Origin of the sequence: Methylocystis sp. IM3 (genome assembly GCF_038070105.1) — a bacterium.
In the GTDB taxonomy this organism is placed as follows: Bacteria; Pseudomonadota; Alphaproteobacteria; order Rhizobiales; family Beijerinckiaceae; genus Methylocystis.
On sequence record NZ_JBBPBZ010000002.1, the window covers coordinates 1,266,059 to 1,280,085 of the forward strand.

General features: G+C 62.8%; 14 protein-coding genes. 12 read left to right on the forward strand and 2 right to left on the reverse strand.

The window, feature by feature from the left end:
* Nucleotides 1-10 precede the first annotated feature (10 nt).
* The 10 genes from nuoK (at nt 11) to WOC76_RS07995 (ending at nt 10,720) form a co-directional block, all read left to right on the forward strand.
* Complete coding sequence (gene nuoK, locus WOC76_RS07950) at nt 11-319, forward strand: NADH-quinone oxidoreductase subunit NuoK (RefSeq protein WP_341107766.1); 309 nt, start codon at nt 11-13, stop codon at nt 317-319.
* Between the two features lie 9 nt (nt 320-328).
* On the forward strand, nt 329-2,392 hold the full coding sequence (nuoL, locus tag WOC76_RS07955; protein ID WP_341107764.1) for an NADH-quinone oxidoreductase subunit L: 2,064 nt from the start codon (nt 329-331) through the stop codon (nt 2,390-2,392).
* Nucleotides 2,392-3,900, forward strand: coding sequence for an NADH-quinone oxidoreductase subunit M (locus tag WOC76_RS07960; RefSeq protein ID WP_341107762.1), 1,509 nt, complete (start codon nt 2,392-2,394; stop codon nt 3,898-3,900). Before nuoL ends, WOC76_RS07960 begins: the two co-directional genes overlap by 1 nt.
* A 13-nt stretch (nt 3,901-3,913) precedes the next feature.
* Nucleotides 3,914-5,350, forward strand: a complete 1,437-nt coding sequence (nuoN, locus tag WOC76_RS07965; RefSeq protein ID WP_341107760.1) for an NADH-quinone oxidoreductase subunit NuoN — start codon at nt 3,914-3,916, stop codon at nt 5,348-5,350.
* Between the two features lie 16 nt (nt 5,351-5,366).
* Nucleotides 5,367-6,140: a biotin--[acetyl-CoA-carboxylase] ligase gene (locus tag WOC76_RS07970; protein WP_341387911.1), complete on the forward strand. Its 774-nt coding sequence runs from the start codon at nt 5,367-5,369 to the stop codon at nt 6,138-6,140.
* Nucleotides 6,137-7,810, forward strand: coding sequence for a ribonuclease J (locus tag WOC76_RS07975; protein WP_341431360.1), 1,674 nt, complete (start codon nt 6,137-6,139; stop codon nt 7,808-7,810). Before WOC76_RS07970 ends, WOC76_RS07975 begins: the two co-directional genes overlap by 4 nt.
* Nucleotides 7,811-7,870: 60 nt before the next feature.
* Nucleotides 7,871-9,112: a DNA cytosine methyltransferase gene (locus WOC76_RS07980; RefSeq protein WP_341431361.1), complete on the forward strand. Its 1,242-nt coding sequence runs from the start codon at nt 7,871-7,873 to the stop codon at nt 9,110-9,112.
* Nucleotides 9,018-9,875, forward strand: a complete 858-nt coding sequence (locus WOC76_RS07985; protein WP_341431362.1) for a hypothetical protein — start codon at nt 9,018-9,020, stop codon at nt 9,873-9,875. The genes WOC76_RS07980 and WOC76_RS07985 overlap by 95 nt, the downstream gene beginning before the upstream one ends.
* Before the next feature lies 1 nt (nt 9,876).
* Nucleotides 9,877-10,284: a very short patch repair endonuclease gene (locus tag WOC76_RS07990; protein WP_341107752.1), complete on the forward strand. Its 408-nt coding sequence runs from the start codon at nt 9,877-9,879 to the stop codon at nt 10,282-10,284.
* A 115-nt stretch (nt 10,285-10,399) separates the two neighbouring features.
* Nucleotides 10,400-10,720: a hypothetical protein gene (locus WOC76_RS07995; protein WP_341107750.1), complete on the forward strand. Its 321-nt coding sequence runs from the start codon at nt 10,400-10,402 to the stop codon at nt 10,718-10,720.
* Nucleotides 10,721-10,776: 56 nt separating this feature from the next.
* Here WOC76_RS07995 and efp read toward each other — a convergent pair whose 3' ends face one another.
* Entirely contained in the window at nt 10,777-11,346 is a 570-nt protein-coding gene (efp, locus tag WOC76_RS08000; RefSeq protein ID WP_341387916.1) for an elongation factor P, read from the reverse strand.
* A 168-nt stretch (nt 11,347-11,514) separates the two neighbouring features.
* On the opposite strand from efp, the gene epmA reads away from it, so the two are divergent.
* Complete coding sequence (gene epmA, locus WOC76_RS08005; RefSeq protein ID WP_341107748.1) at nt 11,515-12,558, forward strand: EF-P lysine aminoacylase EpmA; 1,044 nt, start codon at nt 11,515-11,517, stop codon at nt 12,556-12,558.
* Nucleotides 12,559-12,561: 3 nt separating this feature from the next.
* Here the strand turns inward: epmA and WOC76_RS08010 are convergent, their stop codons facing one another.
* The gene (locus WOC76_RS08010; RefSeq protein WP_341107747.1) at nt 12,562-12,759 is read right to left on the reverse strand and encodes a hypothetical protein; all 198 of its coding nucleotides are present in this window, start codon (nt 12,757-12,759) and stop codon (nt 12,562-12,564) included.
* A 205-nt stretch (nt 12,760-12,964) separates the two neighbouring features.
* Between WOC76_RS08010 and WOC76_RS08015 the strand changes: the two genes are divergently transcribed.
* Nucleotides 12,965-14,008 carry a lysine-2,3-aminomutase-like protein gene (locus tag WOC76_RS08015; protein WP_341107745.1) on the forward strand — a complete coding sequence of 348 codons (1,044 nt, stop codon included), beginning with the start codon at nt 12,965-12,967 and terminating at the stop codon, nt 14,006-14,008.
* The last annotated feature ends 19 nt before the right edge of the window (nt 14,009-14,027 follow it).

The following is a 14,027-nucleotide window of genomic DNA, read 5'->3' on the forward strand; positions in this document are numbered from 1 at the left end:
GGAAGCTTACATGACCATTGGCCTCACTCACTACCTCGTCGTCGCCGCGATCCTCTTCACGCTCGGCGTCGCGGGCATCATTCTCAACAGGAAGAACATCATCGTCATCCTCATGTCGGTGGAGTTGATCCTTCTGTCCGTCAATCTCAACTTCGTCGCCTTCTCGCAGGCGCTCGGGGATCTGGTGGGTCAGGTGTTCGCGCTCTTCGTGCTCACGGTCGCCGCCGCCGAGGCGGCCATCGGCCTCGCGATCCTCGTGGCCTTCTATCGCAACCGCGGAACCATCGCGGTCGAAGACATCAATTCCTTGAAGGGCTGATCCAAAGCCATGATCCAAGCAATCGTCTTCCTGCCGCTGCTCGGCTTTCTGATCGCCGGCGCCTTCGGGCGCAAGATCGGGCCGCGCCCTTCGGAGCTCATCACGACAGGCCTGCTCTTCGCCTCGGCCGTTATGTCCTGGATCGTCTTCTTCGACGTCGCCATTGGGCATAATCACGGTTTCGCGCCGGTTCTCGGGAACTGGATGACCGTGGGCGCGCTGAAGGTGGACTGGGCGCTGCGCGTCGATACGCTTACGGCTGTCATGCTGGTGGTGGTGACCACCGTATCGAGCCTCGTGCATCTCTACTCGATCGGCTATATGCACGAAGACCCATCACGGCCACGCTTCTTCGCCTATCTGTCGCTCTTCACCTTCGCCATGCTCATGCTGGTGACGGCCGACAATCTGGTGCAAATGTTCTTCGGCTGGGAGGGCGTGGGCCTCGCCTCCTATCTCCTGATCGGCTTCTGGTATGAAAAGCCGTCGGCTTGCGCAGCGGCGATCAAGGCCTTCGTCGTCAACCGCGTCGGCGACTTCGGCTTTGCGCTGGGAATCTTCCTTATTTTCCAGCTTACGCAGTCGCTGAGCTTCAACGAGGTTTTCGCCGCCGTCCCGGGTCTCGAGGGCAAGCCGATCCACATCTTCGGCATGGACGTGGATGCGCTGACGATTGCCGCTTTCCTGCTCTTCATCGGCGCGATGGGCAAATCGGCTCAGTTCTTCCTGCACACCTGGCTGCCGGACGCCATGGAGGGTCCGACGCCCGTCTCCGCCCTCATTCACGCGGCCACCATGGTGACCGCTGGCGTTTTCATGGTCGCGCGCCTCTCGCCTGTTTTCGAACATGCTCCCGCCGCGCTGGAATTCGTGACGCTCATCGGTGCGGTGACGGCCTTCTTCGCCGCGACGGTCGGTCTGGTGCAAAACGACATCAAGCGCGTGATCGCATATTCGACCTGTTCGCAGCTCGGTTACATGTTCGTGGCGGAGGGCGTCGGCGCCTATTCGCTCGGCGTGTTTCATCTCTTCACCCATGCCTTCTTCAAGGCGTTGCTGTTCCTTGGCGCGGGCTCGGTGATCCACGCGATGCATCACGAGCAGGACATGCGCAACATGGGCGGCCTGCGCAAGGACATCCCCTTCACCTTCGCGATGATGACGATTGGAACGCTCGCGCTCACCGGCTTCGGCATTCCGCACACCGAAATCGGCTTCGCCGGTTTCTTCTCGAAGGACGGGATCATCGAGGCGGCCTACGCCGCGAGCGCCCACAGCACGGCAGCCATGCTCGGTTTCGTGTCGACTGTGGTCGCGGCTGGTCTGACTTCCTTCTATTCGTGGCGTCTGGTGTTCATGACCTTCTTCGGGCATCGCGCGACCCATCACGTTCACGAGAGCCACGCAGAAGATGAGCCGACCGCGCAGGAGCTCGCCCATGCGGAAGGCGTGGACGACCATGCGCATCATCACGACGACCACGGCCATCATGGCCATGGCGAGCATTCCCCGCATGAGTCCCCGCTAGTAATGCTCGTCCCGCTGGCGGTTCTGGCGCTCGGCGCCATAGGCGCTGGCTTCGTCTTCGAGCCTTATTTCGCGGGCCACGATTACGATGAATTCTGGAAGGGCGCGCTCTTCACGGGCGAGCACAACCACATCCTTCACGCCCGTCACGAAATACCGGCGTGGGTGGGCTTCGCGCCCTCGACCATGATGGCGCTGGGCTTCCTGGTGTCGCTCTATGTCTATGTGCTCGCGCCCGGAACCGCGCAAAAACTGGCCGGCGCCCTGCCGCGTCTCTACCAGTTCCTGCTGAACAAGTGGTATTTCGACGAGCTCTATGACGCCATCATCGTGAGGCCTGCCTTCAAGATCGGTCGTCTTTTCTGGAAGGGCGGAGACGGCGCGATCATTGACGGGCTCGGTCCCGACGGCGTCGCGGCGCGTGTCGCGGATGGCGCGCGGATCGCCGTGCGCCTGCAAACAGGGTTCATCTACAACTATGCTTTCGCCATGCTGATCGGCGTCGCCGCCATTGTCACTTGGTTTGTCGCCGGAGGGCTTCGCTGATGTTCGGGTTCGGCATTCTTTCCGGCCTTACGTTTCTCCCGCTGGTCGGCGCCGCATTCCTGCTGACCCAGCGGGGCGACGACGAAGCGACGCTGCGCAACATTCGCTGGGCGACATTCTTCACGACGCTCGCGACCTTCGCGCTCTCGCTCTATATCTGGATGGGCTTTGATCCCTCGAACCCGGCCTTCCAGTTCGTCGAGGAGAAGAACTGGTTTGGCTCCGGTCTGATCTACAAAATGGGCGTCGACGGCTTTTCCATGCCGCTCGTGCTGCTCACGACTTTCGTCATGCCTTTCGCGATCCTGGCGTCCTTCGAGTCGGTCACGAAACGCGTGAAGGAGTATATGATCGCCTTCCTCGTGCTCGAGACCCTGATGATCGGCGTCTTCTGCGCGCTCGATCTCGTTCTCTTCTATCTCTTTTTCGAAGGCGGCCTCATTCCGATGTTCCTGATCATCGGAATCTGGGGCGGCAAACGCCGTGTCTATGCGAGCTTCAAGTTCTTCCTTTACACGCTCGCCGGCTCGCTTCTGATGCTCATCGCGATCCTCGCGATGTATAATCAGGCGCATACGACCGATATCACGGTGCTGCTGAAGACGGACTTCCCGAAGGAGATGCAGACCTGGCTCTGGCTCGCTTTCTTCGCCTCTTTCGCGGTGAAGATGCCGATGTGGCCGGTTCACACCTGGCTGCCTGACGCACACGTGGAGGCGCCGACGGCGGGCTCGGTGATCCTGGCGGCGATCCTGTTGAAGATGGGCGGCTACGGCTTCATCCGCTTCTCTCTGCCCATGTTCCCGGATGCGTCGGTGTATTTCGCGCCGCTCGTGTATGCGATGTCGGTCATCGCGATTGTCTATACCTCGCTGGTCGCTCTTGTGCAGGAAGACATCAAAAAGCTCATTGCCTATTCGTCCGTGGCCCATATGGGCTATGTCACGATGGGCCTTTTCACGATGAACGCACAGGGCGTCCAGGGCGCCATGTTCCAGATGATCTCGCACGGATTCGTATCGGGCGCGCTCTTCCTCTGCGTTGGCGTGATCTATGACCGGATGCATACCCGCGAGATTGCGGCCTATGGCGGTCTGGTGAATCGTATGCCGGTTTACGCCTTCGTCTTCATGCTCTTCACCATGGCGAATGTCGGCCTGCCGGGGACGACCGGCTTCATCGGAGAATTCCTCTCGCTGGCGGGCGCCTTCAAGGCCAATAGCTGGGTGGCGCTCTTTGCGACGAGCGGCGTGATCTTCTCGGCCGCCTATGCGCTCTATCTCTACCGGCGCGTGGTCTTTGGCGCGCTGGAGAAGGCGAGCCTCAAGGACATGGTGGACCTCACGCCCCGCGAGATCGCGATCTTCGCGCCGCTCGTGTTGCTGACGGTCTACTACGGTGTGCTGCCGGGGCAGATTCTGACCTCGACGCAAGCATCGGTCGACAATCTCATCCAATCGCATACGGCGCTGCTCGATGCGGTGAAGCTCGCCGCCGCCGGCCACTGACGGACAGCCTGAAATGTCTTTCCTCGCAGAACTTGCGCTTCATTTCCTCCCCGAGGTGATCCTCGCCGTCGGCGTGATGATCCTCATCCTCATCGGCGCCTGGCGTGGCGAGCGCGGCTTCAGCCTCGTCGACGAAATGGCGGTTGCGATCCTCGGCCTTGCCGTGCTCGCGATCGTCCTGTCCAGCAAACAGGGCGACACGGCCGTCTTCGACGGCGCCTTCATCGACGACGCCTTTTCACGTTTCGTGAAGGCGCTGACCCTGATCGGGGCCATGGCGTCCATCCTCATGTCGGTCGATTGGTTGCAGCGCAACGGGCTCGAGAAGTTCGAATATCCCGTGCTGATCATCCTCTCGACACTCGGCATGATGCTGCTGATTTCGGCCGACAATCTGATCGCGCTCTATCTCGGCCTCGAGCTGATGTCTCTCGCGCTCTACGTGATGGCCGCATTCGCGCGGGACGACGGCCGTTCATCCGAGGCGGGCCTGAAATATTTCGTGCTCGGCGCGCTCTCCTCCGGCATGATGCTCTACGGCTCGTCGCTGCTCTATGGCTTTTCGGGGACCGTTTCGTTCGATGGCATCGCCCAGGCGGTGACCAACTCTCCGCCCGTCGGCGTGATCTTCGGCCTCGTTTTCGTGCTCGCGGGCCTGGCCTTCAAAATGTCGGCCGCTCCCTTCCATATGTGGACGCCTGACGTTTATGAAGGCGCGCCGACGCCTGTCACCGCCTTCTTCGCCTCGGCCGCCAAAATGGCTGCGGTCGCGATTACGGTTCGCGTCGTGATCACGGCCTTCCCGGCCATCACCGTGCAATGGCGCCAGATCATTGTGTTTCTCGCCATCGCCTCGACGCTGCTTGGCTCCTTCGCGGCGATCGGCCAGACCAACATCAAGCGTCTGATGGCCTATTCGTCGATCGGTCACATGGGCTTCGCGCTCATTGGCCTCGCGGCCGGCAATGAGGCGGGCGTCAAGGGCGTCGTCATCTATCTCGCCGTTTATCTGGTGATGACGCTCGGCTCCTTCGCGGCGATCCTGGCAATGCGGATCGACGGGAGGAATGTCGAGAACATCTCCGATCTCGCGGGTCTGTCGCGAACCAATAGCGTGATGGCCTTCTTCCTCGCGATGCTGATGTTTTCCCTCGCGGGCATACCGCCGCTGGCCGGCTTCTTCGCGAAATATTACGTGCTGCTGGCAGCCGTCGACGCGGGGCTCTATCCGCTCGCCGTTATCGGCGTGCTGGCGAGCGCTGTGGCGGCTTTCTACTATCTGCGAGTCGTCAAGGTCATGTATTTTGACGAGCCGGCGCCCGGCTTCGACCGCTCGCCCTTCGCCATCCGCGCGGTTCTCGCGGTGTCGACCATTGCGGTGCTTGGTTTCTGGCTCTATCCGGCTCCGTTGATGGATGCGGCGAGCGCCGCGGCCAAGTCGCTGTTCTGACCGAGGGAGCCTGCGCGTGCAACTCGGTCCCGTTGCGCGCGCGCAAGGCGTCCGTCTGCTGACTCTCGGTGAGGTCGACTCGACCAATGAGGAGGCGCGCCGGCTTGTCGAAACCGGGGAACGTGGTCCGCTCTGGATCGTCGCGACGCGCCAGACGAAGGGACGCGGTCGGCTGGGGCGCGAGTGGGTTTCGCCTGTCGGGAACTTATATGCGAGCTACGTCTTCGGCGATTTTGACGAGCCTCGGCTCGCCCCGCAGTTGGGTTTCGTGACCGGCGTCGCCGCGATGAGGGCCTTGCGGGCTTGCGCCGGCGACCAAAATTTTCAATTGAAATGGCCGAATGACATGCTTTTCGAGGGTGCCAAGCTCGGGGGGATTTTGCTCGAAGGGATCGCGTCGGCGGCGCCGCTAGCCATCATCGGCGTTGGGATCAATGTCGCCGACGCGCCCTCGGATCTGCCCTATCCCGCCCGCGCGCTCGCATCCTTTGGAGCGGCCGCGCCATCGGCGGATAGCCTTTTCGCCGTGTTCACTGACTCGCTCTGTGAGGCGCTCGATCTCTGGCGCGGGGGCGATGGCTTTTCAACGGTCCGGGAAGAATGGTTGCGCTCGGCCTCGGGCTTGGGTGAAAGGATTCGCGTGGCGATGACCGCTGAGACGGTTGAGGGCCGCTTCGAGACCATCGACGCGACGGGTCGCATGGTGCTGGATACGGCGAATGGATTGCGGGTCATCGAAGCGGGCGACGTGCTGATCGGTCCGCGCTCAGCCGAGGGGGCGCGCGGATGACGGCCGGTGCGGAGGCAAGTTTCGTTTTCACGCCTTTCGGCGGCGTCGGCGAGATCGGGATGAATCTCGCGCTTTACGGCTATGGCCCCCCGCGCGCGCGGAAATGGCTGATGGTTGATTGCGGCCTCGGCTTTCCCGGCGCCGATCTTCCTGGCATCGACGTCGTTTATCCCGACATCGCCTTCGTCGAGAAAATCGCGAGGGATCTCGTCGCCATCTGCATCACCCATGCGCATGAGGACCATATCGGCGCGCTTGCGACGCTCTGGCCCAAGCTCAAATGCAAGGTCTATGCGACGCCGTTCGCAGCGGGGCTTCTCGAAGTGCGTCGGCTGAACGAGCCAGGCGCGCCGAAGATCGACATTCACACCGTTCAGGCCGGCGCCGTTCTCGACCTCGACCCATTCAGGGTCGAATATATCGCCGTCGCGCACTCCATACCGGAGGCCAATGCGCTCGCCATTCGGACGCCGCTGGGCACGGCGCTGCATACGGGTGACTGGAAGATCGATCCCGAACCCGGCGTCGGCAATCGCATCGACGAGGCGCGGCTGCGCGCGCTCGGGGACGAGGGCGTCGACGTTCTCATCTGCGATTCGACCAATATTCTCCGAGAAGGCGACAGTTTCTCCGAAAGCGACGTCGCGCGCGTATTGCGCCCGCTCATCGCCGAGGCGCCGGGCCGCGTGCTCGTGACGACCTTCGCATCCAATGTCTCGCGCCTGCGCGCCATCGCCGAGGCGGCGCAAAGCTGCGGGCGGACGGTCGTCGTCGCGGGGCGCGCCATGGACCGCGTGGTGCAGGTTGCGCGGGAATGCGGCTATCTCGATGGGCTGCCCGGGTTCCACGCGCCGGAGATGCTCGCCAATCTGCCGCGGGAGAAGACGGTCGTCATCGCCACGGGCAGCCAGGGCGAACCGCGCGCCGCGATGATGCGCGCGTCCCAGAACGACCATCCCTGGATCAAGCTCGTTCAGGGGGACCGCGTCATTTTCTCCTCGCGGGCGATCCCGGGCAATGCGCGCGAGGTGCATCGCGTCATCAACAATCTCTGCAATCTCGGGATCGAGGTGATCACCGACCACGATCACCTTGTCCACTGTTCCGGCCATCCCCGCCGGGGCGAAGTGCGGCAGATGTACGAGTGGGTGCGGCCGAAAAGCGCGGTGCCAGTGCATGGCGAGGCGCATCATCTGACCCAGCACGCGGCCTTCGCCCGATCCTGCGGCGTGGAGCATGTGGTCTCGGCGCGCGACGGCCATATGGTGCAACTGCTGCCCGGCCCGCCCTCGATCATCGATCAGGTGCCGCACGGCCGTCTGCTCAAGGATGGCGACATCGTCATCAGCGAAGACGACGGCGCGGTGCGCGAGCGCAACAAGCTTGCCTTCGCGGGCGTGGTGTCCATCGCGCTTGCCGTGGACAAGAAGGGCGAGATGGTGGGCGACCCAGACGTGGTTTTCGCCGGCGTGCCGAAGAAGGGGAAGTTCGGCGAAGATATGGGCGAGGTCATCGACGAGGCGCTGTTTGCGACCTTCGAGGGCCTGCCGCGCGCTCGCCGACGGGACGCCAACACGGTTTCGACCGCGATCGAGCGCTCGGTGCGCGGCGCCGTGAGTTCGGTCTGGGGAAAAAAGCCGCTCGTGCATGTGATGGTTGTCTCGGCCTGATTTACTGGGGTTTTGGGACCCGAAGAGCTAAACTCGCGGGCAATGGGCGAGTCGGGCATCATGAAAAAGCCGAGCTTCTACGAATTCTTTGCCGGCGGCGGAATGGCGCGCGCGGGGCTCGGACCCGGCTGGACCTGTCTCTTCGCCAATGATTTCGATGCGAAAAAAGCCGAAAGCTACCGGCTGAACTGGGGCGCCGGGGCGCTGCATGTCGGCGACGTGAAGGCGGTGACGACGGCGCAGTTGCCAGGGCAGGCCGATCTCGTCTGGGCGTCTTTCCCCTGCCAGGATCTTTCCCTCGCCGGCGCCGGAGCGGGTCTCAAGGGCGAGCGGTCTGGAACTTTCTGGCCTTTCTGGGCGCTGATGAAGGCTTTGCGCGTCGAAGGCCGTGCGCCGAGGATGATCATTCTGGAAAATGTCTGCGGCGCTTTGACTTCCCATTCAGGCAAGGACTTTCAGTCGATTTGCGCGGCTCTGGCCGAGGGTGGTTATCGGTTCGGAGCGCTGGTGATCGACGCCGGGTTGTTCTTGCCGCAGTCACGGCCGCGTTTGTTCATTATCGCCGTGGACGACAACGTAGCAATTCCCGCCCTGCTAACTGGCGAGGCGCCAAGCCTGCCCTTCCATACCAAGGCGCTGCGAACAGCTTACGCGCAGCTGGATGCAAGTCTAAAGGCTGGCTGGTTGTGGTGGAGCTTGCCGGCGCCGGGACGGCGGAACAAAACGCTCGTCGAGGTCATCGAAGACGAACCAGCAGATGTGCCGTGGCACAGCGCCGCGGAAACCCGCACGCTTATCGGAATGATGAGCGACGTAAATCTAGCCAAGATCGAGGATGCCAAACGTGCTGGCCGTAAAATGGTTGGGACGCTCTATCGGCGCACCCGCTACATGGCCGGACAGAAAATCCAGCGCGCCGAAGCGCGCTTCGACGATATTGCCGGCTGCCTGCGCACCCCGGCGGGCGGATCCAGCCGGCAATTCGTCCTGCTGGTGGAGAAGGGCAGGGTGCGCTCACGGCTGATGTCTGCGCGAGAGACCGCCCGGCTGATGGGCCTGGAAGACGACTATCGGCTGCCCGAGCGCTATAACGAGGCCTATCATCTGACCGGCGACGGCGTGGTGGTTGATGTGGTCCGGTACATTTCCGAACGTATTCTTTGGCCAATGATCGAAAGCCGCAAGCGTAACGAAGTGGAAAAGCTGCATGTCAATCACGCCATGCAAAAAAAACCCGGAGCTGAATCAGCGCATCGAAGAGTTCGCCGAGGTCTTGAAGACCAAGGCGCATCTTCTGGCTGATTACGGGTTGTCGGAATCGGACTTCTATAATTCAGGTTTATTTCGCGGGTCTGTTGAAAGAATTCGCGGTCAGTTCTCGGCCACGATGCGCGAAAAGCGTGAATTCGTCAGGCGTGTGCTGAGTTACATGCAAGACAGGAATTATATAGCAAATTTCGACTCGTCCGGCGGCAAAAATAGATATGATTATACTGTCGAACTTCCCAGCGGGAAGATAGCTGTCATCGAGTTAAAAGGCGGCCTTGACGGGAACAATACGAATATCTTCGAAAGACCTGCCCATGCGAACGAGTTGATCGTTTGGAGCGTCAGCACGAACCAGGGCGGCGATCCGCGTCGCAATGTCTGGTCTGGTTTGCATACCCGGCTGAGCGCCGAAATGATTTCGAACAATAAACAGGTTGACGGGTTGATTGTTTGGGGCTGGGTATGTGGCACGTTGGGACGCCGATGTCCGAAGCTCGAGGCTGATCCCACGCGGATAACGGCGATAGCTCAATTCGAATTGCCGCCGCCGTGCATCTACCTTTTTCCCGCGACAATTCCCGAGGTGCGCAACAATGCTTCGCCGAGCGGGCAACCTCTGGAGTGCGTCGAAATTCTGCACGCTTTCCATCAATGTTTCAAAGGCGCTGCAGAGGACGTAAGTTTTGTCGATTTCGAGGTCGCTTACCGAGGCGCCGACACTGTCAGAAGGACGACGGTGCGTCGGGGTGGAATTGTCGTCCAACAATCGGACTGCACGCCAATACAGCGGCGGTGAAGTGCCGAAGGAAACGCGCGCCCAGCGCGCCGCCATCATGCGCGCGGTGAAATCGCGCGACACTTCCCCCGAGCTTGCCGTCCGCGCGCTTTTGCGCGCCTTCGCGCCGGGCTATCGGCTGCATCGCAAGGATGTTCCCGGCAACCCCGACATCGCTTATGTCGGGCGCAAGCAGGCGATCTTCGTGCATGGCTGTTTCTGGCACGGGCACGATTGCGCGCGCGGGGCGCGTATGCCCAAGGCAAACGCCGATTACTGGCGCGAAAAGATTGCGCGCAATCGCGCCCGCGACGCGGCGCACCGCGCCCGTCTTTCGGAACTGGGCTGGCGCGCGCTCACGGTCTGGGAATGCGAATTGAAAGAGAAAAGCGCGCTCGAAAAGAAGCTGCGCGATTTTTTACGGAGCTGACCCCGACAAGTTGAATGTTTGGCTGCGTCTGTGGTTAACGCTCGTCAAGGATTGCGCGGGCGCCGCCGGCGGGCCGTTGCTATGCTTGCGCGAAACCTGTTCGCAGGAGGAGGCCATGATCATCCTGGCTTTGACCTCGCTTGGCTTGAGCCAAAAGCTGCTGATCTATCAACGCATGGCGGATGCGTTGGCGCAGGCGGTCATGACGCCGCCGTCGGAAGCCGACAAGGCGCGCATCTACAGGATGCCGAGCGCCGTGGAGAAACAGGGCGGCGTCTCGCTCGTCGGTTTGAGCAAGGGGGTTTTCGTTGGAGGGGTGGTAAAAGTGGGAATGATTTCGATCGGCGAAGGGCGTGGCGCGCAAGCCGCCAAGGCGCAACTGCTGGCGGCCATGGCGCCGGGGATGTTGGGGGAAGGTCAGAAAGCGCGCAGATGAAAGCCGCCGGGGCGCGAGCCGCGGCGGCCGAAAGGGGCAGGCGCGCTGGGCGCCCCTCAGTCCTTGGCGCGCTCGACGTAAGAGCCGTCTTCCGTCTGGATGACGACGCGCGTGCCGCTCTGGATGTGCGGCGGCACCATGACGCGGGCGCCGTTGGCGAGCTTGGCGGGCTTGTAGGAGGAAGACGCCGTCTGGCCCTTCATGGCCGGCTCGGTCTCGACGATCTCGAGGGTCACGCGCTGCGGCAACTGGATCGCGACCGCCTGGCCGTTGAACATGGAGAGGATGCACTGCATGCCCTCCTGAAGCCACTGCGCCTGATCGCCGATCGTGTCTCCCGGCACGGCGACCTGCTCGTAATTGGCCTGATTCATGAAATGATAGCCGTCGTCGTCCTGATAAAGGAAGCTGTAGTCCTGGTCCTCGACAAAGGCGCGCTCGACCTGCTCGGTGGTCTTGTAGCGGTCAGAGACCTTCACCCCGTCCGAAAGGCGGCGCATGTCGATCTGCGTCGTGGGAGTGCCCTTGCCGGGGAAGAAACTCTCCGCAGTCAGAACGACGTAGAGCTGCCCGTCCTCACGCTCAATGATGTTGCCCTTGCGAATCGAGCTGGCGATGACTTTCACAGGTTCGCTTCCTTCATTGCCGGCGGCCGCGCCGGCTCGCGTTCATTGCCGGCCACGGCCGGGCTGGTCTATGAACGGGGGTAAGACCATATTTCGCGCGCCTCGGCAAATCCCGCCGCAAGCAGCACGATCGCGATTGTCGCGACCGGGACGCGCTCGGGAGGCTTCATGACGCGCGCTTCGCCCTGGTGGGCACGGGATGTTTACGCCGATCGCAAGCCCTTTCTCAAGGCGCGCGGCGCAATAACGGCGGCGACGCGGCGATTTTTCGCGGCCGAAGGCTTCACGGAAGTGGAAACCGCGGCCTTGCAGGTCTCGCCCGGCAATGAGACGCATCTTTCCGCCTTTTCGGCCGAGCTGATCGGGCCGGAGGGCGCCAGAAGCCGCCTCTATCTCCACACCTCGCCCGAGTTTTCCTGCAAGAAGCTACTCGCCGCGGGCGAGGAGCGGATTTTCACGCTGTCGCGGGTGTTCAGGAACCGCGAGCGCTCCGCCCTGCATCATCCGGAATTCACCATGCTCGAATGGTATCGGGCCGGCGAGCCGACGCTGCGGCTCTACGAGGACTGCGCCGGTCTCGCCGCCGCCGCGGCGCAGGCCGCGGGGACGAGCGATTTCACCTGGCGAGGGCGTGTGTGCGACGCTTTCGCCGAGCCGGAGATCGTCACCGTCTGCGAAGCCTTCGGGGCTTACGCCAGCATTGATCTGGAGGCGCTGCTCGATGATCGGGACGGGCTGGCCCGCGCCGCCGCGCGCGACGGAATCCGCGTCGCCGAGGATGACAGCTGGTCCGATCTCTTCAGCAAGATCTTGTCGGAGAAAGTCGAAAGCCGGCTTGGAAGCGAGCGGCCGACCATCCTGACCGACTATCCGGTGAGCGAGGCGGCGCTGGCGCGCGTGAACGGCGACGATCCGCGTTTCGCCGATCGCTTCGAGCTTTACATTTGCGGGGTCGAGGTCGCGAATGGTTTCGGAGAGCTGACAGAGCCAGAGGAACAGCGCCGTCGCTTCGAAGCGCAAATGGCGGAAAAAGAACGGATTTACGGCGAACGCTATCCGATCGACGAGGATTTTCTGGCGGCGCTCTCCGCCATGCCGCCGGCCTCGGGGGTGGCGCTTGGATTCGACCGGCTGGTCATGCTCGCGACGGGCGCCGAGCGGATCGAGCAGACGCTCTGGACGCCCGTGGCGGAGCGGGGCGCCGGGCGCTGACGCTCAACGATGCAGCAGCATCACTAGCGGCAGCACGCCCGCGACGCCGGCGATGACGCAGGCAAGCCAAAGCGCCTCCAGACGCGCTTGCAGGGATGGCCCGCAGGCCGCGTAAGATGTCGCGCGGGCGGGCTTTTCGAAATCCGAGGAGAGGCCGGGGGCGCGCCGGGAGGCAAGGGGCTCGTAAACTTCTATGGTCATGGATCGGACCTTTGTTCTACTAGATGATAAGATTACTGGACTAAATCATACAGGTCAACAAGTGTTCTTTGGCGAAAAATACAACTTAGTTTTGTGGTATGTCGGGCGCCACGCTGGACGATTAGCGGTGGAGAAGCGGCCGGATTGCCATTAGACGCTTTCGCGACAACGGCGCCGTGCGGGCGCTCCTCTCGATTCTGGTTGAATGGCCGAAAAAGCTCTCCGCTCCCTCTCCGACCTCCAATCCGCTGGCCTGTTGGCGCCGGCAAGCGATGCGGCGCTGCGCGCGGTCGAGGCGCGCTACAGCGTCGCGGTGACGCCGGAAATCGCCGGGCTGATCGACCGCGCCGATCCCGCCGACCCCATCGCCCGCCAGTTTCTGCCAGACGCGCGCGAAATCGTGACCCTGCCGCAGGAGCGCGACGATCCGATCGGCGATGCGGCGCACAGCCCCGCGCCGGGGATCGTCCATCGCTATCCCGATCGCGTCCTGCTGAAGCTTCTCACCGTCTGTCCGGTCTATTGCCGGTTCTGCTTCCGCCGCGAGACGGTGGGGCGAGGCAAGGGCGATCTCCTCGGCGACGCAGAGGTCGAGCGCGCGCTCGATTACATCGCGCGCACGCCGGAAATTTTCGAGGTTATCCTTACCGGCGGCGATCCGCTGATGCTGTCCGCGCGCCGCCTGTCCGCCGTGGCGCGCCGGCTCGCCAAGATCGGGCATGTCGCGCTTCTGAGGGTTCACAGCCGCGCGCCGACGGCGGCGCCCGAACTCGTGACGGCGGCGCGCCTAGCGGCCCTCAGCGAAAGCGGCAAGGCGCTTTACGTCGCGCTGCATGTCAATCATGCGCGGGAACTCTCGGCCGCCGCCCGCGCGGCCATCGCGCGGCTTCGCGCGGCGGGCGCGACGCTTCTCTCCCAGACCGTGCTGCTCGCCGGGGTAAACGACGACCCGGACATTCTCGAGCGGCTGATGCGCGAGCTGCTGACGCTGGGCGTGAAGCCCTATTATCTGCATCATCCCGACCTTGCGCCCGGCACGCGCCATTTTCGCCTCAATATCGAGGCAGGAAAGCATCTCTACGCCGAGCTCGCGGGCCGCCTGACGGGGATCGGCGTGCCGGCCTATGTGCTCGACATCCCCGGCGGCTTCGGCAAGACGCCGGTCGCGGGCATGGAGCCGGACGGCGCCGGCGGCTGGCGCGTGACCGATAGAGCCGGACGCGTGCACATCTATCGGGACGACCTTTAGACTTGGCCGCTGGACTTGG